Annotated in this window: 22 protein-coding genes; 12 read left to right on the top strand and 10 right to left on the bottom strand. The window is 64.0% G+C overall.

Annotation, left to right across the window (positions count from 1 at the left end):
• Positions 1 to 73: 73 nt before the first annotated feature.
• Both AC6I6U_RS14125 and AC6I6U_RS14130 read left to right on the top strand, forming a co-directional pair.
• Entirely contained in the window at positions 74 to 4960 is a 4887-nt protein-coding gene (locus AC6I6U_RS14125) for a dermonecrotic toxin domain-containing protein (RefSeq protein WP_497882532.1), read from the top strand.
• Positions 4961 to 5100: 140 nt separating this feature from the next.
• Positions 5101 to 5592, top strand: coding sequence for a GNAT family N-acetyltransferase (locus AC6I6U_RS14130; RefSeq protein ID WP_497882533.1), 492 nt, complete (start codon positions 5101 to 5103; stop codon positions 5590 to 5592).
• Between the two features lie 884 nt (positions 5593 to 6476).
• Here AC6I6U_RS14130 and AC6I6U_RS14135 read toward each other — a convergent pair.
• The 3 genes from AC6I6U_RS14135 to AC6I6U_RS14145 all read right to left on the bottom strand — a co-directional run bounded on the left by AC6I6U_RS14135 (position 6477) and on the right by AC6I6U_RS14145 (position 9092).
• A complete protein-coding gene (locus AC6I6U_RS14135) occupies positions 6477 to 6701 on the bottom strand; it encodes a DUF2790 domain-containing protein (RefSeq protein WP_497882534.1) in 225 nt (74 codons plus the stop codon).
• A 282-nt stretch (positions 6702 to 6983) separates the two neighbouring features.
• A complete protein-coding gene (locus AC6I6U_RS14140) occupies positions 6984 to 8720 on the bottom strand; it encodes a phosphoethanolamine transferase CptA (RefSeq protein ID WP_497882535.1) in 1737 nt (578 codons plus the stop codon).
• A gap of 192 nt (positions 8721 to 8912) precedes the next feature.
• Positions 8913 to 9092 (bottom strand): DUF6026 family protein, encoded by a 180-nt coding sequence (locus AC6I6U_RS14145; protein WP_497882536.1) that lies wholly within the window; start codon positions 9090 to 9092, stop codon positions 8913 to 8915.
• 297 nt (positions 9093 to 9389) lie between these two features.
• Between AC6I6U_RS14145 and gnd the strand changes: the two genes are divergently transcribed.
• The 5 genes from gnd to nudC all read left to right on the top strand — a co-directional run bounded on the left by gnd (position 9390) and on the right by nudC (position 14625).
• Positions 9390 to 10373 carry a phosphogluconate dehydrogenase (NAD(+)-dependent, decarboxylating) gene (gene gnd / locus AC6I6U_RS14150; RefSeq protein WP_497882537.1) on the top strand — a complete coding sequence of 328 codons (984 nt, stop codon included), beginning with the start codon at positions 9390 to 9392 and terminating at the stop codon, positions 10371 to 10373.
• Positions 10370 to 11893: a glucose-6-phosphate dehydrogenase gene (gene zwf, locus AC6I6U_RS14155; protein ID WP_497882538.1), complete on the top strand. Its 1524-nt coding sequence runs from the start codon at positions 10370 to 10372 to the stop codon at positions 11891 to 11893. The genes gnd and zwf overlap by 4 nt, the downstream gene beginning before the upstream one ends.
• On the top strand, positions 11890 to 12714 hold the full coding sequence (locus AC6I6U_RS14160; protein ID WP_497882539.1) for an HAD family hydrolase: 825 nt from the start codon (positions 11890 to 11892) through the stop codon (positions 12712 to 12714). The genes zwf and AC6I6U_RS14160 overlap by 4 nt, the downstream gene beginning before the upstream one ends.
• A gap of 237 nt (positions 12715 to 12951) precedes the next feature.
• Positions 12952 to 13764: a crotonase/enoyl-CoA hydratase family protein gene (locus AC6I6U_RS14165; protein WP_497882540.1), complete on the top strand. Its 813-nt coding sequence runs from the start codon at positions 12952 to 12954 to the stop codon at positions 13762 to 13764.
• 30 nt (positions 13765 to 13794) lie between these two features.
• Positions 13795 to 14625: an NAD(+) diphosphatase gene (gene nudC, locus AC6I6U_RS14170; protein WP_497882541.1), complete on the top strand. Its 831-nt coding sequence runs from the start codon at positions 13795 to 13797 to the stop codon at positions 14623 to 14625.
• Here the strand turns inward: nudC and AC6I6U_RS14175 are convergent.
• Positions 14593 to 15372, bottom strand: a complete 780-nt coding sequence (locus AC6I6U_RS14175; protein ID WP_497882542.1) for a TSUP family transporter — start codon at positions 15370 to 15372, stop codon at positions 14593 to 14595. The genes nudC and AC6I6U_RS14175 overlap by 33 nt on opposite strands.
• A gap of 109 nt (positions 15373 to 15481) precedes the next feature.
• On the bottom strand, positions 15482 to 16720 hold the full coding sequence (locus AC6I6U_RS14180; RefSeq protein WP_497882543.1) for an acyl-CoA dehydrogenase family protein: 1239 nt from the start codon (positions 16718 to 16720) through the stop codon (positions 15482 to 15484).
• 361 nt (positions 16721 to 17081) lie between these two features.
• Here AC6I6U_RS14180 and sfnG point away from each other — a divergent pair, with 361 nt between their 5' ends.
• The 4 genes from sfnG (at position 17082) to AC6I6U_RS14200 (ending at position 21211) form a co-directional block, all read left to right on the top strand.
• Positions 17082 to 18182, top strand: a complete 1101-nt coding sequence (gene sfnG / locus AC6I6U_RS14185) for a dimethylsulfone monooxygenase SfnG (protein ID WP_497882544.1) — start codon at positions 17082 to 17084, stop codon at positions 18180 to 18182.
• A gap of 286 nt (positions 18183 to 18468) precedes the next feature.
• Positions 18469 to 19692 (top strand): SfnB family sulfur acquisition oxidoreductase, encoded by a 1224-nt coding sequence (locus tag AC6I6U_RS14190; RefSeq protein ID WP_497882545.1) that lies wholly within the window; start codon positions 18469 to 18471, stop codon positions 19690 to 19692.
• Positions 19693 to 19696: 4 nt separating this feature from the next.
• Positions 19697 to 20362: a methionine ABC transporter permease gene (locus AC6I6U_RS14195; protein ID WP_497882546.1), complete on the top strand. Its 666-nt coding sequence runs from the start codon at positions 19697 to 19699 to the stop codon at positions 20360 to 20362.
• A gap of 78 nt (positions 20363 to 20440) precedes the next feature.
• Positions 20441 to 21211 carry a MetQ/NlpA family ABC transporter substrate-binding protein gene (locus tag AC6I6U_RS14200; protein ID WP_497882547.1) on the top strand — a complete coding sequence of 257 codons (771 nt, stop codon included), beginning with the start codon at positions 20441 to 20443 and terminating at the stop codon, positions 21209 to 21211.
• A 28-nt stretch (positions 21212 to 21239) separates the two neighbouring features.
• Here AC6I6U_RS14200 and soxR read toward each other — a convergent pair whose 3' ends face one another.
• Positions 21240 to 21704: a redox-sensitive transcriptional activator SoxR gene (gene soxR / locus AC6I6U_RS14205; protein ID WP_497882548.1), complete on the bottom strand. Its 465-nt coding sequence runs from the start codon at positions 21702 to 21704 to the stop codon at positions 21240 to 21242.
• A 93-nt stretch (positions 21705 to 21797) separates the two neighbouring features.
• On the opposite strand from soxR, the gene AC6I6U_RS14210 reads away from it, so the two are divergent.
• On the top strand, positions 21798 to 22163 hold the full coding sequence (locus AC6I6U_RS14210) for an antibiotic biosynthesis monooxygenase (protein ID WP_497882549.1): 366 nt from the start codon (positions 21798 to 21800) through the stop codon (positions 22161 to 22163).
• Between the two features lie 35 nt (positions 22164 to 22198).
• Here the strand turns inward: AC6I6U_RS14210 and AC6I6U_RS14215 are convergent, their stop codons facing one another.
• The 4 genes from AC6I6U_RS14215 to msuE all read right to left on the bottom strand — a co-directional run bounded on the left by AC6I6U_RS14215 (position 22199) and on the right by msuE (position 26401).
• Positions 22199 to 23302, bottom strand: coding sequence for a sigma-54 interaction domain-containing protein (locus AC6I6U_RS14215; RefSeq protein ID WP_497882550.1), 1104 nt, complete (start codon positions 23300 to 23302; stop codon positions 22199 to 22201).
• A gap of 8 nt (positions 23303 to 23310) precedes the next feature.
• Positions 23311 to 24498 carry an acyl-CoA dehydrogenase family protein gene (locus tag AC6I6U_RS14220; RefSeq protein ID WP_497882551.1) on the bottom strand — a complete coding sequence of 396 codons (1188 nt, stop codon included), beginning with the start codon at positions 24496 to 24498 and terminating at the stop codon, positions 23311 to 23313.
• Positions 24499 to 24679: 181 nt separating this feature from the next.
• Positions 24680 to 25828, bottom strand: a complete 1149-nt coding sequence (gene ssuD, locus AC6I6U_RS14225) for an FMNH2-dependent alkanesulfonate monooxygenase (RefSeq protein WP_497882552.1) — start codon at positions 25826 to 25828, stop codon at positions 24680 to 24682.
• Positions 25829 to 25837: 9 nt separating this feature from the next.
• Positions 25838 to 26401, bottom strand: a complete 564-nt coding sequence (msuE, locus tag AC6I6U_RS14230) for an FMN reductase (RefSeq protein ID WP_497883029.1) — start codon at positions 26399 to 26401, stop codon at positions 25838 to 25840.
• Positions 26402 to 26584 lie beyond the last annotated feature (183 nt).

Here is a 26584-nt window from a genome sequence, read left to right on the forward strand (position 1 = left end):
CCGGCAAGACGCTGCAGGAGGTCATGGCTCGTTCCCATCATTTGAACGCGTCATTTGAACGAGGGCATTCACCATGTCAACGCGGACCTCCACTGTACAACCTCCACCGATGGACCCGACACAGGCCGCGAAAGCGCCGTTCCCGGACATTCCGAGCGTGGTCGCCGCCGCCCTGCCGCTGGTCCAGGCGGTATTGGACGAGCACTATGGCGCTTTCTCGCTGGCGGCCGAGCGGGTGTGCCTCTCGGTCCCCTATTGGTCGCTGGCCCAGGGGATCGACGCCGAGCCCGCCGGGCATCATTACTACAGCCTCGGCGAAGTGCTGGTGGAAGGGTTTGCCCAGGGCCGTCCGGCCTGGACGCAATCCACCGGCCAGGATTGGGACACCCGCAGCCTGTTGTGGCGTGACCGGCCGACGGCGACGCGCAAGCCGCTGGCGATCGATCTCAACGAAATGCTGCAGCACCTGGACCGGGCCGCGCAGGGCTTGCCCGCGGCGCTGAAGCGGCAGTTGCTCGAAACCTGGAATGCCTCGCCGCAGGGGCGCGGCGCCAGCCGTTGGGAACGCCTGGCGGCGGCGCTGGGCAGCCTGCTGGTTCCCGGACAGACGCCCGTGGCGGGCGGCCGGGCCGATCTGGCGCGCCTGCCGTTCTACATGGGTTACGCACCGTCCGGCGCTGACACGGCAGACGCGGACCTGGCGGCGCTGGATATCCGTGCCCATCAGATCCGCGTCTTCAGCGTCGATGCCCAGGGCCGGCGTTATCCGGAACTGTTCCCGGTGATCAGCTTCACCCGTTATGAACAGAACCGTCCGCTGCCTTACCCGCTGTACTTCCATCCGGCCGAAGGCGGCCTGCGTGCGGGGCGGGAGACGCACGGCGAACTGGTCGGGCTGCTGATCGGCCAGGGCATGGCCGGGCGCGATCTGGAAATCGCCGAGCAGGTCATCTGGCGCTGGAACGAGCCCGTGGAGCAGATCGGCGAGAGCCTGGCACGTGGCCTGCTCGAATATCAGTTGCAGGCACTGGACCTGCTGGAGCGCGGTCAATGGCACGGTCGCCATGCGCTGCAGCAGCGGCTGGACCTGATCACCGATCCGGGCCGCTGGTTCGCCCTGCCCGCGAGAAATCACGCGAGTGGCGGCGTCCGTGTCGTCCGCCCGGAAAGTTGCGGCACGCCGGCCTTCACGCTGGGCAGCGATTCGTTGCCGGACTGGCTGTGGCAGGCCAGTGCGGCCGATCGTGCGCTCTACAGTGACCACCTGACTGAACTGGCGCGGGTGCAGTGCGCTTCGCAAGGCCGGCATTACCTGGAGGATATCGGCACCCTGGACCAGTTCGCTGTCCGGCAATTGCAAGACCTGATGCACAAGGATCATCCCGATGTCGTCGGCATCGCCCATCCGGGCGACATCCACCTGCAATTGGACAAGACCTTCGCGCAGGCCGTGCCATCGCCCGGTGCGGCGGGTTCGGTGGTGGGCACGGTGGAAACGGTGCACATGAGCCTCACGGAGTTCGCCCTGGCCAATCTCGGGGGCTTTCGGCATGTGAACCTGCGGATCGCGATTCGTCGGCGGGGGATCGAGTCGCCGCTGCCGGCCTGGCTCACGCCCGACTACGTCCGCAGCCTGGTGACGCGGGCGGATATCGGCCAGTCGTACCCCGACCTGCTGAAGGCGCGGCTGCTCACCGATGCCGCCGAGGCTTCACGCCGCGAGGCGTTGTTCGTCGCCCAGGTGCGCGCCAGCCTGCCGTTGCGGGCCCTGGAATTGAAGATCCGGGCGCTGGCGGGGTTCGACGAGGACGGTGCCGGGCTGGTTCGGGCGATGGTCCACCCGGAGGCCGGCGCCCGGCAGTGGCAGGGCATGGAGGTGGTGCTGCGGCCCCTGGCGTTCAAGGCCAGGGCCGACTGGCCGGCGGACCCGGTGATGGCGATGTTCCTCATCGGCCCACGGGACATGGCCCGTGGACCGGTGGTCCTCTATCGGCCGTTGTTCCTGCAGCAGCCACTGCAACAGTTCGACAATGGTCAGGCGCTGCTCGCGGCGATTCGCCAGGCCGGTGACCTGCAGGACGGCGTGTTGACCTGGATGAGCGATTCGGCTCGCCAGCGCTATCAGTCGGGTGGTTTTGCCGAGCCGCATATCCAGACGTTCCGCCAGGGTGACGAGTTCGCTCCCGAGCCTCGCCCGGACGGCCCGGCGACCCTGGCCGAGGCGCCTGTCGAAGGGGATTGCCTGCGGGCGATCTTTGCCGCGACGGTCACCGCCCTGGTCGAGCAGGCCGACCGGCGTTCGGTATCGAATGCCGAGCAGCGTTGGGCACAGTGGAAGTCTGGCGCCTGGCTGGTCCTGCTCACCATCAGCCAGTTGCCGTTTGCCGGGCTGGTGCCTTATTTCGGACGCCTGGTGCAAGTGCTGTCCTGGCTGGTGGGGGTGAAGATCGTCCACGACGACCTGCAGATCCTTGGTCAGGGCAGCCGAGAGGAGCAGTCGGCGGGGTTGGCGGACCTGCTGTTCAACCTCGCCACGCTGCTGTTGCACAAGCGTATCGCCAGCGCGCCCGGCAGGGTCGCGCCGCACACGGCGGAACCGTCGGTACCTGTGGGCACGGCAGCCGTCAGCATCAGCCGGGTCGCCGATCTGCCCCGTCCGCTGGTGCAGCCGTGGTCGTTCGGCTGGCCGGCATCGGAGGCACTGATGAAGCGGGTCAGGCCTTATCGTCTGCGTGCCTTCGACAAGCCGGCCTCAGCCCTGTCCGAACTGGGTACCGTCGTCACGTCGGGGCCGGCGCGTGGCTTGGTGTACATCCAGCAGGACACCCGTGGGAAATGGTGCGCGCTGATCCAGCACGATCTGTATGAAGTGGCCTGGGAGGCCGATGGCGAGGGGGTGCGTATCGTCGATGCCAGCGGCAACGCCGGCCCCTGGGTGCGTGCCGATGCCGAAGGGCGCTGGAGCCTCGACCAGCGCTTGCGCGGTGGTTCTCCCCGGCGTGTCGTGTCGAGTGTCTCGGCGCCGGTCGAGCAGCAACTGCGTGTGCTCCAGGATGAACTCCTCAGGTTCGACCGGTTGAACGAGGCGCAGGACGAGGCGTTGATGAGCGCCCAGAAGCGCTGGGTCACGGTGTCCTCCGCAGCCATGATCGAACGGCTCGGCTTCGAGCGTTTCACCCAGGAACTCGAGGCCTTGAGCCGGATGCTCGAACCGCGGCTGGAACGTTACCTGGAACAGTTGAAACTGATCGATCAGTACAAGGCTTTGCGCCGGCTTGACCCGAGGGCCACCGTCAGTGTGCTGAAAAACACCCTGCTCGATCTGCACGCGTTGCTGCACTCGCATTCCACCTGGCTCAAGGAACGCTGGAAAATCCCCTTGCCGGACTTGTTCGAGGTGTGGAAAAAATCACCGTCTTCGTCCGTGCTGATGTCGCCGGCACGCCAGCAACTGTTGCTGGAGGACCTGGAGCCGGCAGCGCGCGTCGGCAGCTACGCGATATTGGAGCGTAACGCCGAAATCATGGACAAGATGGTCGACTGGTCCGCTCGCAAACGGGATTTGCTGGTGCGGCTGGACGCCATTCGGGAGGGGCGCGAGGAGCACCAGCGGCTGGTCGCCAGCTTCAAGTCCAACCTGTCCCCCGAAACAGAGGCGCGGTTGTGGCGCATCGAGCAGTTCTATACGCGTTTTGTAAGGGCCGAAATCCATACTGACGATATCGGCAGGCAGATGCTCGAGGAAGTCTGGAGCCAGGGCGAGCGCGTGTACCAATCCTATTACTCGTCGTTCGATGCCATACAGCACAGTGAGCTGCCGACCAGCGAATGCATAAGGCTGCTGGAGTCGCTGCTCGGGCAGTCCGCCGATTTTCGGCAGAAGCTCGAATTCTGTCGAATCAGCCTCGACCACCGTCAACCCGCGACTGGACAACTGGAGAAGGTCCTCGGCTTGCTGGGGCAGCTCGAGCAGGACACCGAGGAGGATTTGCGCAAGCAGTTGAGCCAGGGGGACTGGGATCTGCCACCGTTGCCGGTGGCGTCGACATCGGCCGGCCACGGCCGGAAAAAGATCATCCGCACCCGGCACGACCAGATGCTCTCCGGTGAGGTCCAGACCTCGCAGGATGGCGCGGAAGAGGTCGAGGTCAGCGATCCCCATGGGCGTGCGGCGGAACGCTTTCGCCAGAGTGCCGCGGATGGCCTGTGGGACCGGGTCACGCTCGCTCCGGCGCTACCGGCACCGCCCCGGCCGGCGATCGGCCTGGAGAAGCTGCTGGGCACCGGACAACAGTGGCTTGACGACGAGGTGGCGATTATCCGGCGGGTGACCGCGCAGGCCAGGCACTCGGATGCACCCGGCGCCCAGCAGGATATCCTGCGCATTCGCGCCGACATGATGGAGCACCAGGCCGCCGAGATCGACAAGGTGCTGGACCTGCCGCAAACGCCCCCGCGCAACCCGGACCGGGTCAAGAGTGCACGCTCGGTGGCCCGGCAGTTGCGTGAAGCGGCGCCCAGGCTCATCGCGGCGGGGCGACAGGTGCGGATCGACGTCATCAAGGCCAATCCGCCGCAGTTGCCGCGAATCGAGTACCTGCTGGGGCTGGGCGAAGTGACCGTGCGCCGGGAGGGGCGACGGATTCAACTGGCCAGGCAGAAGAAACACAAGGACGATTGCCTGCAGGAGTTCGCGATAGTCGATACCAGCGGCAACCCGCTCTGGTACGCCCACTTTCATTACCCGAGCCTGCAGGCCGCCGAGGTGGATTTCACCGCCGCCCACCTGAAAACCCAGGAGCAACGCAAGATCGGCGGCCACTACCAGTCGCAGCAGGAGGAAGAGGCGTTCAGGAAGATTCAGGCCGGACAAGGCGGCCGGGCCAGACTGGCGCTACAGATCCATCGCAGTGCCATTGACCTGGCGTCGGCGCAGAAATACTTTTTCCCGATTGCCTGATTCGAATGACCGGTTGCAATTGCAGGCCATCGCTGGCCTGTCGCGCAGGCCGAATTTCCTTCATGCGGACTCTGGCGCGGGCTTACAATCGGCTTTTCAGAAACAAGATCTTACTTTTCATGATGCCGTCGAGGATGAACATGGACGTTGCGGAAGTACTGGTACTGCAAGCGAGCTATACCAACCCGGTGCACGCCGAGGCGATTGCCCAGGTGCTGAATCACTATGCCGAGGATCCGATGGGTGGCGGCCAGTCGCTGGACCCGGACCTGCTGCAACAACTGCCCGCCGAACTGGCCAAGCGTGCCCATGCCTTCAGCGTGCTGGCGTTTGTCGGTGGCGAGCCGGCGGGCCTGGTGAACTGCTTCGAAGGTTTCTCTACCTTCGCCTGCCGGCCCCTGGTGAACGTGCATGACGTGGCGGTGCTGAGCAAGTTCCGCGGGCTGGGCTTGAGCCAGAAGATGCTGCAGAAGGTCGAGGACATCGCTCGTCAGCGCGGTTGCTGCAAGATCACGCTCGAAGTGCTCGAAGGTAATGCGGTGGCTCGGGCTGCCTACGAGAAGTTCGGTTTCAGTGGGACTCAGCTCGATCCGAGCCATGGCCAGATGATGTTCTGGAACAAATACCTTTAACCGTCGAGGGTTGGCATGAGCCAACAGGGGCACCTGGCCGGTGCGAGGCGTTTATGGGCGGTGTTATCTTTCTGCGATTGGGGTTGACCTCGTTTGGCAACCCGATCGACCCATCTGGGTCTGTTTGCCCGTCGGGTTTTGGGTGTATATCCGTCGGCGCGTTTAGCTGATGGCGCGGTTTCGCCCCTTACGGGCGAGTCCCTTTTGGCAAACGCCCCAAAAGGAACCAAAAGGGCTTGCCCCTCCATTCGGCCCTCGCCATGCGAGGGTTCCTTCGCTCCTGTCCCGTTTCGAGAGCACGCCGCGATGGGCCATCCATGGCCCAACACGGCTCGCCCGGCATCCCTGCCGGGCGTCTCTCGAAACAGAACCTGCACTCAGCCTGCTGGGCGGGGCCGGGTAGATCAAAAACCAAAGCAAAAGCCAACGCCAACGCCAGATCAAAAGCGAGAGGCCAGGGACAATCTGGTTTGTGTGGTGTTTTTGCGGGCCCATTCGCGGGCAAGCCCGGCTCCTACAGTTTTGTGTCGTACAGAGGCTCCGTGTACTCCTATCCTTGTAGGAGCCGGGCTTGCCCGCGAATGGGCCATTGAAATCTCCGGAAACGTTCAGGCCGTTTGCGATATCTGTGTCATCGCTTTAGCTGTTGATCTACCCGGCTCCGTCCAGCAGGCCGAATGGCGCCCTCGTGTAATGGAGAACTCGCCCATAAGGGGCGAAACCAATACATCAGTCAACCGCACAAACGGCTATGTATCCGCACGCCCAGTTAAATAAAATCCAAACGAAAAAAGCGCCCAATCACAGGGCGCTAAAAGAAAACACCTCTCACAAGAAAACTTGCGGAGCATTCAGAGGTGTTATCGGGAGCTCGATCAAGCAAATCAGGTTTCAGGTTGTTGCTGAACAGCTTTCACTTCACCCGAAGCCGCGTCGTTCTTCTGCGCCTGGGCAGTCATCGTCTTCTGTTCGGCCTGTTCGCGGGCCAGTTGCTGGCTGGCCTGGAAGTTCTCCCAGCGCTCACGGGCGCGGTCGGAGCCACCTTCGGCGAGTGCCGCGAAAGAAGTAACGGACAATAAGCCAGCGATAAGCAGGGTAGGCAGTTTCATGAGTCATGTTTCCTGAATTGTTGAGAGGGTGTCGCCGTGGCGATCTGAAATTCAGGACAACTCTAGGGATGTGATATTAAGTGGTAATTAACATGAAATAATGCCGGATGAGCGGTAGCTTACTTGTCAGGTACTGCGAAGATTAAAAATATTCAAGCTACATAATGTTTATTTAATCTTTACAAGTTAATGCCGGCCTTGAAGCCGGTCTGTTTGATCTTGCACAACGGCGAGCAGGCAAGTGACCTGTTCCCACGCCAGCCGCGAGAACAGGCCAAACCCTCATTTCTTCGCCACATCTCCCTGTGACTTCGGCTTGATCAGGCTGAAATCGATCAGTGCCTTCTGCGGGCGAGCGTAGGGATCGCCAATCAGTAATGGTCGTGTCTTGAACCGATCGTTGACCACACTCTTGCTCAGGTCCTGTTCATCGAAGCTCAAGCCCGCCAGGTCGGTCCAGGTGTGGATCAGGTGCGAGCTGCTGTAGGGTCGGCCCAGGTCCGAAGCGAAGCTCCAGTCATGGGTTTCGCGCCATTTCGGCGAAGCCCAGGCGATGAACGGAATGGTGTACATCGGCGCCGTCGGCTTGGCTTCGTTACGCCCCAGGGTGCCATGGCCAGCAGAGTCGAAGACGTCTTCGCCGTGGTCCGACAGGTACAGCAGGAAGCCGTTCGGGTCGGTCCTGGCGTAGTCCTTGATCAGGCTCGACACCACGAAATCGTTGTACAGCACCGCATTGTCGTAGCTGTTGTAGGTCGGGATCTGGTCGTCGCTCAGGCCGGGCGGAGCGCCGTTGCGGTCGGTGAATTTCTCGAAGGCCGGCGGGTAGCGGTACTGGTAGCTCATGTGCGTGCCCAGCAGGTGGACCACGATCAACTTGCGCGGGGCGCTGTCGGCCAGGGCCTTGTTGAACGGCTCCAGCACGTCGCCGTCGTACTGGCGGGCGTTCTGGTTGCGGTTGTTGTTCAGGTACACCTGCTCGTCAGCCTGCTCGGAGAACGTCGTCAGCATGGTGTTGCGCTTGGTCATGGTCTGCTGGTTGGTGATCCACCAGGTCTTGTAGCCGGCCTGTTTCATCACGCTGACCAGCGACGGGGTCTTGAGGTACAGGTCGGGGTTTTCTTCGTCGGCGAAGGTCAGGACCTGCTGCAAGGCCTCGATGGTGTAGGGGCGCGGGGTCACGACATTGTCGAAGATCGCCAGTTGCTCGCGGAGCTTGTCGAGGTTCGGCGTGGTTTCCCGACGATAGCCGTACAGGCTCATGCGCTGGCGGTTGGTCGACTCGCCGATGACCAGCACCAGCGTGGTCGGCAAGCCGGCCTGGCGGTCCTTGAGGTTGTGCAGCGGCGGGATCTTGCTGGCGCTGTCGAGCATGCCCTGCATGTTGTCCAACTGGTCGCGATAGCTGCGGTAGGCCACCAGCATCTGCCAGGGCACTGCCGGCTCGATCCGGCTTTCGAAGCGTTCCAGGCCTTCGGTGAGGTTCGCGCTGCGATTGATCTGGCTGACCAGTGGATAGCCGATCACCGATGCCAGGATCGCCGTGGCCGCCGCCAGGGCCTGGCCGCGTGGCAGGTGGACCGGGCGCACGCGGCTCCAGAGCAGGAACGCCACGCCGCTGTGGGCGAGCAGCGCCAACACGATCCACCATTGGAAATACTGGGTCAGGTACTCGCGGGTCTCGGCCAGGTTCGATTCGAACATGATGAAGATCACGCTCTGCGAGAATTCCTGCTGATAGATGAAGAAGTAGCCCAGGCTGGCCAGCGAGCAGGCCCACAGCACCAGGCCGATCAGGGCGCTGAGCAGGCGGGTGCGGCCGGGGAACAGCAACATCGGCGCCAGCCAGATGGCACTGAGGAAGAACGCCTGGCGAAAACCGCTGAAGCCGGAGGTTCCGCTCAGTTGGATCAGCAGTTGGGTGATGCCGGAGAAATACCAGAAGAACAGGAACAGCCAGCCGAGTCCGGCCCAATCAAAACCTTTCGCAGACTTGTTGCTGCGTTCGTACCGCGCCATTTAGCACTCCCATCAATCGCCAACTGAACCATGGGACGAGACTGAAACGGTCGCCATGGGCAATGGCCGCACGAATTGCGCACGGCTGGAAGGCTTGGAGTATCTGTAACGGCGTGTGAAAAAAACGTTCAGGGGGTAGGCGCACCGGCGGCGCGCCTGGAAGGGGATGTATCAGGTGCGGTCGAGCGGCCTTCAGTTACCGAGTCGCGGGAGCGGGGCCTGGGCCGTCAGGGATTGGGCCTGCAAAGCGTCCTGCAATTGTGCGACCTGCAGCAGCAGGGCCTCGCGTTCGTCGCGCAATTGCCGCAACTCATCGCGGCGGATCGTGACGTACAGGGTTTGTGGGGGACGTACTGCGGATACCGTACCCATTGCTCACCTCGCGAAGGGTCTGTTTCGGTGGAACCGATCCGGCCGGATGGAGGCTGGCGGTTCGTTCAAGACAATTTTGGATTCTTTTTCAGTTTATGGGAACTTTTTTATTTTTTGCTGTCGCCGTGTCTTGGCAGCGAGTTCGAGCGTAAGAAGAGGGTCGCCCGCGATACCCGCGAACCAATAACCGTCGTATTTGACTAACCTTTGGCAGGACACATGCCGTTACGGTGGGCTAAGGTGTCGCCTTTATCTTTTTCGAGTTTTTTCGAACTCGTCGTTTTGGAGTAACGCTACATGCAACTTGGAATCATCGGACTGGGCCGCATGGGCGGCAATATCGCACGGCGACTGATGCTCAAGGGCCATGAGACCGTGGTTTACGACCGCAACGCCGATTTCGTCGCGACCCTGAGCAAGGAAGGCTCCACCGGTGTCGCCGACCTGCCGGCGCTGGTCGCCGGGCTGACTGCGCCGCGAGCGGTCTGGGTCATGTTGCCGGCGGGCGCGCCCACCGAAGACACCATTACCGAACTGGGCAAGCTGCTGCAGCCGGGCGATGTGATCATCGACGGCGGCAACACCTACTACAAGGATGATATCCGTCGCGGCCAGGAATTGGCGCAGAAGGGCCTGCACTATATCGACGTCGGCACCTCCGGCGGCGTCTGGGGCCTGGAGCGCGGCTACTGCATGATGATCGGCGGTGATGCCGAGGTGGTACGCCGTCTCGATCCGCTGTTCGACGCGCTGGCGCCGGGCCTGGGCAATATTCCGCGGACCAAGGATCGCAATCCGGCGACCGACGCCCGTGCCGAGCGCGGCTACATCCATGCCGGCCCACCGGGTTCCGGACACTTCGTCAAGATGATCCATAACGGCATCGAGTACGGCATGATGCAGGCCTTCGCCGAAGGCTTCGATATCCTCAAGACCAAGAACTCAGAGAGCCTGCCAGCCGACCAACGGTTCGACCTGGACCTGGGTGACATCGCCGAAGTCTGGCGCCGCGGCAGCGTGGTGTCCTCCTGGCTGCTGGACCTGACCGCCGATGCCCTGGCCACCGATCCCAAGCTGGACAACTACTCCGGCGCCGTGGCCGACAGTGGCGAAGGCCGCTGGACCATCGAGGCGGCGATCGAGCAGGCGGTGCCGGTACCGGTGTTGTCCAGCTCGCTGTTCGCCCGCTTCCGCTCGCGCCAGCAGAGCACCTACGGTGACAAACTGCTGTCGGCGATGCGCTTCGGCTTCGGCGGCCACGTGGAGACACCGAAAAAATGAATGCCACCGGCAAGAAAAGCAAGGTTGAGGCCGCCCCGCCGACCACGCTGTTCCTGTTCGGTGCCCACGGTGACCTGGTCAAGCGCCTGCTGATGCCGGCGCTGTACAACCTGAGTCGCGACGGTTTGCTCGACGACGGCCTGCATATCGTCGGCGTCGATCACAATGCCGTCACCGACGCCGAGTTCGCCAGGAAGCTGGAGGACTTCAGTCGCGCCGAGGTCGCCGCCAAGAGCGGGCAGGCCCCGGAGCAGGCGCTGGACGCCGCGCTCTGGAGCAAGCTGGCGAAGAACATCAGCTATGTACAGGGCGATTTTCTCGACGATTCGACCTACACCGCGTTGACCGAGAAGATTGCCGCCAGTGGCACCGGCAATGCGGTGTTTTACCTGGCCACCGCGCCGCGCTTCTTCAGTGAAGTGGCGCGGCGCCTGGGTGCGGCCGGGCTGCTCGAGGAAACGCCCGAGGCGTTCCGGCGGGTGGTGATCGAAAAGCCGTTCGGCTCCGACCTGGCCACCGCCGAGGCGCTGAACGCCTGCCTGCTCAAGGTGATGAGCGAGAAGCAGATCTATCGGATCGACCATTACCTGGGCAAGGAAACCGTGCAGAACATCCTGGTCAGCCGGTTTTCCAACGTCCTGTTCGAGGCGTTCTGGAATAACCACTACATCGACCACGTGCAGATCACCGCGGCGGAAACCGTCGGCGTGGAGACCCGCGGCAGTTTCTACGAACACACCGGGGCCTTGCGCGACATGGTGCCCAATCACCTGTTCCAGTTGCTGGCGATGGTTGCCATGGAACCGCCAGCGGCCTTCGGCGCCGATGCGGTGCGCGGCGAGAAAGCGAAGGTGGTTGGCGCGATTCGCCCGTGGAGTCTTGAGGAAGCCCGGGCCAACTCGGTCCGTGGCCAATACGCGGCAGGCGAATCGGCGGGCAAGGCCGTGCCCGGCTACCGCGAAGAAAGCAATGTGGCGCCCGACAGCAACACCGAAACCTATGTTGCCCTCAAGGTGATGATCGACAACTGGCGCTGGGTCGGCGTGCCGTTCTACCTGCGCACCGGCAAGCGCATGAGCGTGCGTGACACGGAAATCGCCATCTGCTTCAAGCCGGCGCCGTATGCGCAGTTCCGCGATACTGACGTCGATCGGTTGCAGCCGACCTACCTGAAGATCCAGATCCAGCCGAACGAGGGCATGTGGTTCGACCTGCTGGCCAAGCGGCCGGGGCCGGCGCTGGACATGGCCAATATCGAGCTGGGCTTTGCCTACAAGGACTTCTTCGAGATGCAGCCGTCCACCGGCTACGAGACGCTGATCTACGATTGCCTGACCGGCGACCAGACGCTGTTCCAGCGCGCCGACAACATCGAGAACGGCTGGCGGGCAGTGCAGCCGTTCCTCGATGCCTGGCGCGAGGACAACCAGGTGCAGTTGTACAAGGCGGGCGAGAACGGTCCCGAGGCGGCCGATGAACTGTTGGCGCGCGACGGGCGTGCCTGGCATGGCATCGGATGAGCGGCTCGGTGCAGTACCCCATCCGCCTGCTGCTCAGCGATATGGACGGCACCCTGTTGCTTCCCGATCACAGCCTCAGCCCGCGTACCGTCGAGGCGGTACAGGCGCTGAAGGCGGCGGGAGTGTTCTTCAGCCTGGCCACTGGCCGGCCGCCACGGGCGATGCGCGAGTTGATCGAGGCCCTGGGCGTCGAACTGCCGGTGGCGGCGTTCAACGGCGGTACGCTGATGCGTCCCGATGGCAGTTACCTGGTCACCCATTACGTGCCACGGGAAGCGGCGATCTGCACGCTGGAATTGCTTGCACGGCATGAGGAAGTGGAGACCTGGGTGTTTGCCGACAACGAATGGTTGTTGCGCAATCCCCGCGGCAAGATGGTGCCGCGGGAGGAGCATGCACTGGGTTATCCACCGAAGGTGGTCGAGAGTTTCGAACCTTACCTGGATCGTATCGACAAGATTGTTGGCGCCAGCGGCAATGCGCAATTGCTGATCGACCTCGAGGCGGTGTTGCAGCCGCTGGTGGCGGACCAGGCATTGGCCAGTCGTTCGCAGGCAGCCTACCTGGATATCACCGCGATGCAGGCCAACAAGGGCGAGGCGTTGGTGACGCTGGCCAGGTTCCTTGGAGTACCGCTGGCGCAGACCGCGGCGATCGGCGATGGCGGCAATGATCCGGCGATGTTCCATCGGGCGGGACTGGCGATAGCCATGGGCCAGGCTGAAGAGGTGGTCAAGCGGCAGGCGGATGTGGTGACCGGCAGCAATACCGAGGATGGGGCGGCGCAGGCCATCGAGCAATTGATCCTGGGGCCTCGGTAGGTTGGTGGAGGCTGGTCGCCTCTGGCGGTTCGCGGGCAAGCCCGGCTCCTACAGCGACCGGCGTCGAACTCAAATCTTTTGTACGGCCCGATCACTTGTAGGAGCCGGGCTTGCCCGCGAACCGCCGCAGGCGGCCAGCCCTCCAGAGTCCGGCTTTTGGCATATCCGCTACCTATGCCGGACAGACCTGCTTGCTATATTCCCCAATCTTCCACTGCCCTGCCAAGGATGCCCGTCATGTCCGAATACCAAGCCTTCCGCGTCGAATTGGCCGACAACATCGCCCATGTGCAGATCAACCGCCCGGAAAAAATCAACGCGATGAATGCCGCGTTCTGGAGCGAGATCACCGAGATCTTCCAGTGGGCCGACGACACCGACGAGGTCCGGGTGGTGGTCCTGAGCGGGGCAGGCAAGCACTTTTCCTCCGGCATCGACCTGATGCTGCTGGCCTCGGTCGGCAACGAACTGGGCAAGGATGTCAGGCGCAATGCCCGTCTGCTACGGCGCAAGATTCTCCAGTTGCAGGCGTCCTTCAATGCCGTCGACAACTGTCGCAAGCCGGTCCTGGCGGCGATCCAGGGCTACTGCCTGGGCGGTGCCATCGACCTGATCGCCGCCTGTGACATGCGCTACTGCGCCGAAGACGCGCACTTTTCGATCAAGGAAGTGGATATCGGCATGGCCGCCGATGTCGGCACTTTGCAACGTTTGCCGCGTATCATCGGAGACGGCATGCTGCGTGAGCTGGCCTACACCGGGCGGCAGTTCGGTGCAGAGGAGGCGCAGCGCATCGGCCTGGTCAACCGTGTCTATCCTGACCAGGCGACACTGCTCGACGGCGTGATGGGCCTGGCGCGGGAAATTGCCAGCAAATCGCCGATCGCCGTGACCGGCACCAAGGAAATGCTCAGCTACATGCGCGACCACCGGATCGACGACGGCCTGGAATACGTTGCCACCTGGAACGCCGCCATGTTGCAATCGAACGACCTGCGTGTGGCCATCGCGGCGCACATGAGCAAGCAGAAACCCGAATTTCTGGACTGAGGAAGGTTCCCCGGTCCCTAAGGAACCGCAATGACTCAAGGCTGGACAACCGCAGTACTGGATACCGAACAACCCGGTGGCTGGGCCGTGGCCCGCAGTCCCGAGGGGTTCCTGCTGGATGACAACGGCGTGCTGTTCCCCCGTGAGTGGCTCAAGCGCCAGGACCTGCCAGTGCTCTGCGAGCACGGCATCGGCCATCACGAGGGCGAGCCGGTGTACCTGCTGGAGCTGAAGTCGACGGCCGAGGTACCGGGTTGCCGCTGGCAGGGGCTGCGGCGGTTCATGCTTGAAGGCGACTTCACCACCTACCGCATGCTCGGCTATGCCGCGCAGATCGGCACCTGGGCTCGCGAGCACCGTTTCTGCGGCAGTTGCGGCCAGCCGACCCGCCAGGTACCGCTTGAGCGGGCGATGTATTGCCAGCCATGCGACCTGCGCGCCTACCCGCGGATCTCGCCGAGCATGATCGTGCTGGTGACCCGTGGTGATGAAGTGCTGCTGGCCCGCTCTCCGCGTTTCGTGCCGGGTGTCTACAGCACCCTGGCCGGTTTCGCCGAGCCGGGCGAGTCGGCCGAGGATTGCCTGGTGCGGGAAGTGCGCGAGGAGGTGCAGGTCGAGGTCAGCAACATCCAGTACGTCGGCAGCCAGTGCTGGCCGTTCCCGCATTCGATGATGCTGGGGTTCCATGCCGAATACGCCGGGGGCGAGATCGTGCCCCAGGTCGACGAGATCGAGGATGCGCAGTGGTTCAACATCCGCGAGCTACCGCCGCTGCCGGCGGCGAAGTCGATCGCCCGCTACCTGATCGACCTCTATGTGGCCCGTCGTCTAGGCCACGCTGAACCAGTGCTGCCAGGCTAGGCGCACGGTCAGTCCGAGGACCACGGTGATGAATACCGGGCGGATGAACTTCGCGCCGCCGCTGATGGCGGTGCGGGCGCCGAAGAACGCCCCGAGCATCACCGAAACCCCCATGCACAGGCCGATGATCCAGTCGACCTGGCCGGAAAACACGAATACCGACAGCGCGGCGATGTTGCTGACAAAGTTCATGCTGCGCGCCACGCCGCTGGCCTTGACCAGGTCGAGGGGGTAGAGCAGCAGGCTGCTGACGGTCCAGAAGGCCCCGGTGCCAGGCCCGGCCACACCGTCGTAGAAGCCCAGGCTGAAGCCCTGGGGGAACTGCCACTTCTTGCGGATCGGTGCGTCGCTGTCCAGCGGCGCCTTGGGTGTGCCGCCGAACAGCAGGTACAGGCCGCAGGCGAAGACGATCACCGGCAGCATCTTGTTCAGCCATTCGGCCGGCATGTAGTGCGCGGTCACCGCGCCGATCAGTGCGCCGGCCAGGGTGCCCAGGATCGCCAGTTTCCATTGGCGCGGGTGGAACAGCTTGCGCCGGTAGAAGGTGAAGCTGGCAGTGGCCGAGCCGAAGGTCGAACTGAGCTTGTTGGTGCCCAGCACCAGGTGCGGTGGCAGGCCGACGGTCAGCAAGGCCGGAGTGGTCAACAGGCCACCGCCGCCGGCGATGGCATCGATGAAGCCGGCGATGAAGGCTACGACAGCAAGAATGGCGAGGGTGGTCAGGTCTACGCTGAGATCGAAAGGCATGGAGTCGGCTTAGGTTGGCAGGGTGGCGCCATGGGCGCTGGAAGGCTGCCATCTTACCGGCTTGCGGATTTCATCGCGAATCTCGTGGTGGCCGGCCTCCTGGATATCGTCAGCCGTTGGCCGGTCCGTTGCCGATCTGCCAGACGAATGGCGGCTCGCTGCCGTTGATCGCCCAGTCGCCGATGATCCGTGCCTTGTAGATCACCGGGTTGTGCGACGACACCGTCCGCGCGTTGCGCCAATGACGGTCCAGCGCCTTGCCCTGGCGGACATCGGAGGCCCCGAGGGCATTGAACAGTTCGGTGGTGGCGCGCTGGATCAGCTCCGAGACCACCACCTGCGCCGTGGCCGACTCGATCTCGGCATCGACATTGGCCTGGCGCTCCTCCTTGTCATCGCCCCCGAAGCGCGCCAGGTAGGCCCGCTGTGCCGGTTGCGCGGCACGCACTGCGGCAGCCTCGGCGGCATACACCCGGGCGGCGACTTCACCGACCACCTGTTGTACCTGGGCATCCTCGCTGACCCGCTGGGCGTTGCCATGGCTATAGATACGCTTGCGTTCGCGAACCTGTTGCGCGACGTCCCTGAGTGCGGCACGGCCGATCCCGGCCAGGGTTGCCAGCAGTACCAGTTGGTAGAACGCCGTCTGGTACTTGAAGCGGGTGGCGAAGTCGATGACATGGCCGCTTTCCACCACGGCATCGACGAACCGCGAGGTGCCGCTGCCGGTGGTGCGCTGGCCGAAACCGTCCCAGTCGTCGCTGTGCTCGACACCCGGCTGGCGGGCGCGCACGGCAGCGATCACGTCGCCACCGGTATCACTGCGGCGGGCGTAGACGTCGACCCAGTCGGCGAAGATGCTGCCGGTGCTGTAGAACTTCTCGCCGTTGAGGCGCCACTGTTCGCCGTCCGGCGAGACCTGGGTCACCACGTCGCCGATGGCCACGTTGCCGATCTCGGTCCAGGCGCAGCCGACGATATCGCCGTCGACGAAACGCTTGAACCACAGGTCGCGGTTGGGGCCGGGCGCGGCGTTGAGACGATCCTCGGCAAAGGCGAAATGGCCGCGCAGGGCCTGCGGCACATTGGAATCGGCTTCGGCCAGCTCGATCAGCAACTGGAACAGTTGCGGCAGGGACGCGCCGCCGCCGCCGTATTCCACCGGCACCCGTACCGCGCCGAAGCCGGCCTGCTTGAGCCACTGGATCGGTTCGTGGGGCAGCTCGCGAGCCAGTTCCCGTTGCACGGCCCCGGCGGCGATGCGCGCGAAGACCGGCCGCAAGCGCGCGGCCAGTGACTCGTAGTCGACGCCGAGGGACAGCGGATTGATTACCTGGTGTTCGGTCATGGGACAGCTCCTTGGGACAGGCAGAGAAAACTGTGGTTGCCGGGAGCGGTTGCAGGGTCCATGCCGTTGGCGCCGGCCCCCTGTTATCAGGGCTTTGTCTCGTCGGGCGGGGCGGCAACTGTTGTCTGGGCAACAGATCTTCAACAAATCGTCCTGTACGGCTACAGACTCCCATTGGCGCCGCCAGGCTTTTCCCGTGTAGGAGCTGGATTCATCCGCGAACAGGGTTGGTTCAACTCCCACAGGGGGTGTTGAGCATTTTGGATGGGGCCATCCAGATGGTGTCGTGCTGGGACGTTTCGGCTCTGGCACGCTTGCTGCTCCAGTGAGCTCACATTCCCCTGGACCGAGGTACGACACCATGAGTCAGCAAGCCGTGAAATTCGCCTACTGGGTACCCAATGTCAGTGGTGGCCTGGTGGTCAGCAAGATCGAGCAGCGTACCCGCTGGGACATCGACTACAACCGCAAGCTGGCGCAACTGGCGGAGGAGGCCGGCTTCGAGTACGGCCTGACCCAGATCCGCTTCACCGCTGGCTACGGCGCCGAGTACCAGCACGAGTCGGTCGCCTTCAGCCATGCACTGCTGGCCGCCACCAGCAAGCTGAAGGTGATCGCGGCGATCCTGCCCGGTCCCTGGCAGCCGGCGCTGGCGGCCAAGCAACTGGCGACCATCGACCAACTGACCGGCGGACGGATCGCCGTGAACATCGTCAGCGGCTGGTTCCGCGGCGAGTTCCACGCCATTGGCGAGCACTGGCTGGAGCATGACGAACGTTACCGCCGTTCCGAAGAATTCATTCGTGCACTGAAGGGCATCTGGACCGAGGACGCGTTCACCCTCAAGGGCGATTTCTACCGCTTCAACGACTACAGCCTCAAGCCCAAGCCGCTGAGCCAGCCGCATCCGGAAATTTTCCAGGGCGGCAGCTCGCGGGCCGCGCGGGACATGGCGGCGCGGGTGTCGGACTGGTACTTCACCAACGGCAACACCCCGGAAGGTATCAAGGCCCAGGTCGACGACATCCGTGCCAAGGCTGCGGCCAACGGTCATTCGGTGAAAGTCGGGGTGAATGCCTTCGTCATCGCCCGCGACACCGAGGAAGAGGCCCGCGCAGTGCTGGCGGAAATCATCGACAAGGCCGACCCCGAGGCGGTCGGCGCGTTTGGCGATGCGGCGAAGCAGGCGGGCAAGTCGTCGCCGGAAGGCGAGGGCAACTGGGCCAAGTCCAGCTTCGAAGACCTGGTGCAGTACAACGACGGCTTCAAGACCAACCTGATCGGCACGCCACAGCAGATCGCCGAGCGAATCGTCGCGTTGAAGGCGGTGGGCGTCGATCTGGTGTTGGCGGGGTTCCTGCACTTCCAGGAAGAGGTCGAGTACTTCGGCAAGCGGGTATTGCCGCTGGTGCGTGAGCTGGAGGCGCAGAAGGCGGCGCGGCCGGTAGCCGAGCCGGCCTGACGGAGACTGCCTGGCCCTGTAGGAGCGCGGCTCGCCCGCGAAGGGAACGATGCGGTGTAACAGTTACTGCGCGTCATCGTTCTTCGCGGGCAAGCCGCGCTCCTACAGGGCGAGGGTGTCTGTGAGAGAAGGTGTTCTTCCAGCAACAGTGAATGCACATTCTGTGCTGTCCGAACACCTTCGTCGAAGCCATTGATTGATCCCAACCTCATGAATCAAAAGAAAAAACAGGTTCGGCACAGAAGCTGCAATACCCCCGGCAATACCCTTCGCCCGAGAGCGCTCCATGTCGTCCCTGCCTGAATCCGCCGTTTACCCGATCCATCGCCCCGATGCCCACCTGATCCGCGACGAGGCCGAAGCCCTGGCCGTCGCCCAGCGTGTCGCTGCCCGCTTGCTGGAGCAGGACTCGGAGCGCGATCACACGCGCCAGGTGCCGGCCGAGGTGGTCGACCTGTTTTCCAACAGCGGCCTGTGGGGCATCACCGTGCCGCGTGAGTTCGGCGGCGCGCAGGTGTCCTATGCGGTGCTGGCCGAGGTGATCGCGATCATCTCGGCGGCTGACCCGTCCCTGGGGCAGATTCCTCAGAATCACTATTGTCTGCTGGAAGACATCCGGCTGCAGGGCACGCCCGAGCAGCAGGCGCATTTCTTCGCCCTGGCGTTGCAGGGACATCGTTTTGCCAATGCGCTGTCGGAAACCGGCGGCAAGCATGTCCAGGATATCCAGGCCACGATCCGCCGCCACGGCGATGGCCATGTGATCAACGGGCGCAAGGGCTATTGCACCGGTTCGCTGTATGCCCACTGGCTGGCGGTGCTGGCCCTGGACGAGGAGGGCAAGGGCCAGTTGGCGTTCGTCGAGCGCGGTACGCCGGGTCTGGTGATCGTCGATGACTGGGACAGCATCGGCCAGCGCACCACCTCCAGTGGCACCGTGTTGGCCCAGGATCTCAAGGTTCCGGCATTCAACCTGTTTCCCACCTACCGCTCCTACGAAAACCCGACCCTGGCCGATCCGTTCGCTCAGTTGACCACCGCCGCCATCGACGCCGGCATCGCCCGTGCCGCCTTGCGCGACACCGTGACCTTCGTCCGCGAGCAGGCCCGCCCATGGATCGATGCCGGGGTCGACAAGGCCAGCGAGGACCCGCTGACCATCATCCAGGTCGGTGCCCTGGAGATCCGCCTCGAAGCCGCTGACGCGCTGCTCGAACGGGCCGGCAAGGCGTTGGACGCCGCCCGCCCCGCGCCCGATGAAGACAACGTCGCCCGCGCCTCGCTGGCGGTGGCCAAGGCCAAGGTGCTGACCACCGAGGTCGCCATCGAGGCCAGCAACAAACTGTTCGAGCTGGGCGGCACCCGTTCGACCCTGAAAAAACACAATTTCGACCGTCACTGGCGCAACGCCCGGGTACACACCCTGCACGACCCGGTGCGCTGGAAGTACCACGTGGTCGGCAACTGGCTGCTCAACGGCGTCAAGCCGCCGCGTCACGACTGGTCCTGACACCATGGCTGACCTGCTGAAGAACATCTTCTGGGCGGACATCGCCCAGGCCTGCCTCGACACCTTGAGCATGCTCGGAACGGCGCTGGCGTTCATCGTCCTTCTGGGTCTGCCACTGGGCGTGCTGCTGTTTCTCACCGGCAAGCGCCAGTTGCATGAAACCCCAGGGCTGTATCGGGTGCTGTCGGTGCTGGTGAACGTGCTGCGCTCGCTGCCGTTCATCATCCTGCTTATCGTGCTGATTCCCTTGACCACGCTGCTGGTGGGCACCTCCCTCGGGGTGCCGGGAACCATCCCGCCGCTGGTGGTGGGCTGTACGCCTTTCTTCGCCCGGCTGGTGGAGACCGCCCTGCGCGAAGTGGATCGCGGCGTGGTGGAGGCGACCCAGGCAATGGGCGCCAGCACCTGGCAGACGATCCGCCACACGCTGTTGCCGGAGGCCCGTGGCGGGCTGCTGGCAGCGGTGACCGTGACCGCCATCGTGCTGGTGGACTACACGGCCATGGCCGGGGTGATCGGCGGTGGCGGGTTGGGCGACCTGGCGATCCGCTACGGCTACCAGCGTTTCCAGACCGATGTGATGGTGGTCACGGTGATCCTGCTGCTGCTCCTGGTGCAGGGGTTGCAGATGACCGGCGATCGCCTGGTGGCCCGCTACAGCCGACGTTGATGTGCCGAACCGAACTTAAAACAACCTTGGCCCAACGACCACCCAACGCCGGCCCTTTCTGCCTCTCTGGAGCCTTGCATGAAAAAGACCCTGGCTGTACTGGCCGCCCTGATGTCCCTGGCGGCCCACGCCAATGAAAAGCTGACCGTCGGCGCTACGCCGGTGCCCCACGCGGAGATCCTCGAGTTCGTCAAACCGACCCTGGCCAAGGAAGGCGTCGACCTGGATATCAAGGTGTTCAACGACTTCATCCAGCCCAACCAGCAACTGGCGCTGAAGAACCTGGACGCCAACTACTACCAGTACCGGCCGTTCCTCGATGACTATAACAAGACCCGCCACACCAACCTGGTGCCGGTGGTTGGCGTGCACATCGAGCCGTTCGGCGCCTACTCGGCCAGGATCAAGAGCCTCTCCGAGCTCAAGGACGGCGCTTCGGTGTCGATCCCCAATGACCCGGTGAACACCGGCCGGGCCCTGGTGCTGCTGGACGAGGCCGGGTTGATCAAGCTCAAGGACCCGAGCAATACCCAGTCGACCCCGCGCGACATTGCCGAGAACCCGAAACACCTGAAGATTCGTGAGCTGGAGGGAGCAATGCTCGCGCGCTCGGTGAGCCAGGTGGACCTGGCGTTCGTGTTCGCCAACTATGCGCTGGAAGCGGGGATCGACACCAACAGTGCGCTGATCGTCGAGAAGGGCAAGGACCTGTACGTCGAGTTCCTGGTGGCGCGGCCGGACAACATCAACGACCCGGGCATCCAGAAGCTGGCCAAGGCACTGAACTCCGACGAAGTGCGGCAGTTCATCCTGACCCGCTACAAGGGACAGATCGCGCCGGGTTTTTAACCCCGGAACGACGCTCCTAAAGGGGTGATCAGCTTTCCGGCTCCAGCAGGTGGGGCCCCGGACCCTGGTCGCCAAGTACATCGCCCTGGTTGCGCAGCGGGCAGCCTTCCATCGACAGGCAGCCGCAGCCGATGCAGCCGTTGAGCTTGTCCCGCAGTCGGGTCAGGCGGGCGATGCGCTGGTCCAGTTCATTCTTCCAGCGTTCCGACATCCGCGTCCAGTCCGCGGCTGTCGGTGTCCGGCCTTCTGGCAACGCCTGCAGCGCCTGGTGAATCTCCGCCAGCGGGATCCCGAGGCTTTGCGCCACCTTGATCAGCGACACCCGCCGCAGCACGTCACGGCCATAGCGGCGCTGGTTGCCGGCATTGCGGCTGCTCTGGATCAGTCCCTTGGATTCGTAGAAATGCAGGGCCGTCACCGACACGCCGCTGCGTGCAGCGACCTGGCCGACGGTGAGTGCCTTGTCGGTGGGCAGGGCCTTGGGCAATGCCATGGGAAAAATCTCTTGACCTCTAGTTAACTTGAGGTTTTACCCTGCATCACCTCGGATCTCAAGATCCCGTGTGACTTCCTGGGGGAGCCTTCCATGTCATCGACAGCACAAAACCGCAGTTTCACTCAACTGATCCAGTTCGAGATCGAGCCCCATCAGCAGGACGCCCTGGTCAATGCCCTGGCGCGTCAGACCGAGCACCTGGCCCAGGGTTTTGCCGGCTTCATCAGCGGCAACGTGCAGGCCAGCGACGATGGCCGGCGGGTGCTGAACCTCCTGCAATGGCGCTCGAAGCAGGCCGGCGAGGCGGCGTTCGCCCGTTTCGAGAGCGGCGAGGAGGATTTCTGGCTGCTGATTCGCTCGCACCAGGCCAAGGCGGTGACCTTCGGCTCGTTCCAGGTGCTGCGCAGTATCGAGCGCAGCCACGATAACGCGCTGCACTGTGCCCTGGTTGGCTAAATCGGCTGGCTGAATCGGCCCGCCAGACCGGCCAGTCAGATTGATAGCTGCAGCATGCGATCGCCCTGGACATTCTCGCCGGGGCGGCGCTTGTTCACCGCCAGCTCGCCGATCTTGATCAGCCGGGTGCGCGTCACGTTGCGGCTCAGGCCCAGCAGGTTGGCGGTGTGCACCTGGTTGTAGTGGCTGAAACGGTAGGCGGCGCGCAGCAGCGCGTCCTCGACCTTTTCGTGAAGGGCGCCGGCCTGTTCCTCGAAGAGTTTCTGGAAGGCGCGGTCGAGCAGGGCCTCGGCCGAGTCGTCGGTGGCCGTGGTGCTGTCGTCCTGGCGCTCGATGCGCATGTTCGACAGGCGCAGGTCGTCGCGCTCGATCACCCCGTTGCGGCAGATCAGCAGGGTATGGTGGATGACGTTTTCCAGCTCGCGGATGTTGCCCGGCCAGGCGTAGCTCTTGAGCTTCTGCTCGGCCGACGGGCTGATCTGGATGTCGCCATAGCCCAGGCGCTGGCAATAGGCATCGATGAAGTGCCGGGTCAGCGGCAGGATATCGCCGGGACGTTCGCGCAGCGGGCTGAGTTCCAGGTTGACGACGTCGAGGCGGTAGTAGAGGTCCTCGCGGAAATGCCCGGCATTGATCGCCTTTTCCAGCTGGACGTTGGTTGCCGCCAGTACCCGCACGTTGATCGGGATGCTCTTGCGCGAGCCCAGGCGCACCACTTCGCGCTCCTGCAGCACCCGCAGCAGCTTGACCTGGATCGGCATCGGCAGGTCGCCGATCTCGTCGAGGAACAGCGTGCCGCCGTCGGCTTCCTCGAACCAGCCGGCCTTGGCGCTGAGGGCGCCGGTAAAGGCGCCTTTCTCATGGCCGAACAGTTCGGCCTCGACCAGAGATTCGGAAAACGCCCCGCAGTTGACCGCGATGAACGGCCGGTTGCGGCGGGCGCTGAGGTTATGAATATGCCGGGCCACCAACTCCTTGCCGGTGCCGGTCTCGCCGATGATCAGCACGCTGGCTTCGCTGGGTGCGACCTGCTGCAAGTGGGCGAGCAGGGCCTGGGACTTGGGGTCTTCGAAGACCTGGGCCGTGGCGCGGATCGAGGTCGCCAGGGCCGGCGAGGGCGGTAGGGTTAGCAGCTGCATGGGCGTCTCTACGAGTAGAAGGTGGGAATGGGATGTGTCTGGTTCAGGGCCCAGTCACCGAGCTCCTGGAGCTTGTAGTCCAGCGGATCGTGCAATGTCTGGGTGCGCAGGTTTCGCCAGTGACGGTCGAGCCGCAGGGAGGCATGGGTCGAACGCGCGCCGGTGACTTCGAACAGCTTGCTGCACAGCTCCAGGCCGTGGCGGCTGGCGGCAACCTTGGCGGTGGCGATGGCGGTCGCCAGTACGCCGCGCTCCTCGGCGCTGAGGTCCGAGCCCTTGGCCCAGGCGCGGTCCAGCCCTTGGGCGGCACGTTCGACCAGCAGCCGTACGCCTTCGAGGGCCACCCAGAAATCACCGTAGTGGCTGAGGATGTAGGGGTCCTTGCGGATGTCCTCGGTCCCCGACTTGAACCACGGACGGGTCTCGGTGAGGGTGTATTGCCGGGCTTCCTCGAAGGCGCCTTCGGCGATGCCGAGGAACATGTGGGTGAAGGTCAGTTGCGCGATCAGCGGGCGCAGGCAGGCGAAGGGCGTGCTCAGCGGGCCGGGTTCGAGCAGCAGTTCCGACTCCTCGACCCGTACGCGCTCGAAGCTGGCGCTGCCGCTGTCGGTCTGGCGCTGGCCCATGTTGTGCCAGTCGTTGTGCAGGGTGATGCCGGAACGGCCACTGGGAATCGCTGCAATCAGCAGCTTGCCGCCGGCGCTTTCATCGACGGCCGAGGCGATCAGCATTTCCGAGTCGCTGGCGCCGGAGCAGAAGCTTTTCTTGCCGGAGAATTCGCGCCAGCCGCCGAGCTTGCGCACCACGGTGCGGGTGTCCAGCGGGTTGAGAGCGTTGCCCCAGAACCAGTTCTTGCGCGCGGTCTGTTCGAACCACGGCTGCCATTGTGCGGGGCGCGAGAACAGGCGCACGGTCGCCAGCATCAGGTGATGAAAACCGAAGACATGGGCGATGGAGCTGTCGACCTTGGCGAACTCGCGCACCACGTTGAGGGTTTCGCTCCAGCTGGCACCGAGCCCGCCGTACTGGGTGGGAATGCTCAGGGCCAGCAGGCCGCTGTGGCGCAGGGCGTCGCGCTGGGCTTTCGGCGTGCCGCCGCGCTCGTCGCGCTCGACGGCGGTTTCGGCAAACTCGGCGGCCAGCAGGCGGGCGGTCTGCAGGGGATCGGGAAGAAAATTGTGCGGTTGAGCCGTCACGCGGTGGTCCTCTATCTATACGTCATCCTGTTAACCCTTCCCTGTGGCGAGCGGGCTTGCCCGCGCTCGGCTGCGGATCAGCCGCAAAACCGATCACTGCGGTGTGTTCGAGTTGTCGGTTTTGGGGCCGCTTCGCGACCCCGCGCAGGCAAGCCCGCTCGCCACATCGGGATAGGTCAGGTCAGTTGCCCGCGGTCTTGGCCGGCAACACATCGTTGGCAATCATTTCGCCAAAGGGCCCGGTCAGGTTGGTCACGCCGCGGCCGGCCAGGCTGGCGTAGGGTTCGGGCAGCAGTGGGAACACCAGTTCGGCAAAGCGATAGGCTTCCTCCAGGTGCGGGTAGCCGGAGAAGATGAAGCTCTCGATCCCCAGGTCGGCGTATTCCTTGATGCGTTCGGCCACCTGTTGCGGATCGCCCACCAGCGCGGTGCCGGCACCACCACGAACCAGGCCGACGCCGGCCCACAGGTTCGGCGCGATCTCCAGGTTGTCGCGTCGCCCGCCGTGCAGGGCGGCCATGCGCCGCTGGCCTTCGGAGTCGAAGCGCGAAAAGGATTGCTGCGCTGCGGCGATGGTCTCGTCGCTGATGTGTTCGATCAGCCGGTCCGCGGCTTTCCAGGCCTCTTCGGCGGTTTCCCGGACGATCACGTGCAGGCGGATGCCGAAACGCACGGTACGGCCCTTGCGCGCGGCGCGCTCGCGAATGTCCGCCAGCTTGGCGGCGACGGCGGCGGGTGGCTCGCCCCAGGTCAGGTAGACGTCGACCTGGTCGGCGGCGAGGTCGTGGGCCGCGTCCGAGGAGCCGCCGAAATACAGCGGTGGATAGGGCTTCTGCACCGGTGGATAGAGCGCCTTGGCATTATGTACCTTCAGGTGCTTGCCTTCGAAGTCGACGGCTTCGCCCTGCAATACCCGACGCCAGATCCTGAGGAACTCATCAGTGACTTCGTAGCGTTCGCTGTGGCTGAGGAAACTGCCGTCGCCGCGGTTTTCATCGGGGTCACCGCCGGTCACCACGTTTATCAGCAGGCGGCCATTGGAGAGCCGATCGAGTGTAGCGGCCATGCGCGCCGAAACGGTCGGCGAAATGATGCCGGGGCGGATCGCCACCAGGTAACGCAGGCGTTCGGTCAGCGGCACCAGCGCCGAGGCGATGACCCAGGAGTCTTCGCAGGAACGGCCGGTAGGAATCAGCACGCCGTGGTAGCCGAGGCTGTCGGCGGCCTGGGCCACCTGTTTCAGGTAGTTGAGGGTGACCGGGCGGGCCCCCTGGGTGGTACCCAGGTAATGACCGTCGCCGTGAGTGGGGAGAAACCAGAAGACATCCATGGCAAGTCCTTAAGCGGTTTTCAGCAGTTGCTTGGAATAGGCGCCGAACAGGGGGGCGGCGCGTTCTGCGGCAAGGCGGATGCGGGCCTTCAGGGGCTCGCTGGTTATCTGGTACTGGGTGAAGTCGGTTTCGGTGGCGTAGACGCCGATCGGCAGGGTCAGGGCCTGGAAGAAGCTGAACAGCGGGCGCAACTGGTGGTCGAGGACCAGGGCGTGGCGCTCGCTGCCACCGGTGGCGGCCAGCAGCACCGGGGTGTCGATCAGGGCGTTGAGGTCGACCAGGTCGAACAGGTGCTTGAGCAGTCCGGGGTAGGAGCCGCGATAGACCGGCGAGGCGACGATCAGCAGGTCGGCGCTTTCGATGGCCTGCAGTTCTGCCTCGACCTCGGCGCTCAGTTCGGCGCGCGACAGTGCCGCGCCGAGCGGGCGGGCGATGTCGGTCAGCTCGATCAGGCGGCTGTCGATGTGCAGCTCCTGTTCCAGTTCCGCCAGCAGTGCCTGGGTCAGTACCAGGGTGCGGGAGGGGCGGTAGGGGCCGCCGGACAGGGCAACGACTTTCAGTGTGCGGGACATGGTCAGTTCCTTTTCAAACAGTTGCTTGGCGAGCAGGTCGGCGACCGGGCTCTGGTCTTGCTGCTTGAGCAAGACCTGTACCAGGCGTCCAGGCCCTGTATCCACGGGCTTCTGGCCTGTGTGGCGAAAAACCGGGTGCTGGCTGGCGGGCTGTTTTGTTGATCGGGTGTTGGCTGGCGAACA

It is taken from the genome of Pseudomonas sp. UTLPPB19802, from assembly GCF_059730225.1.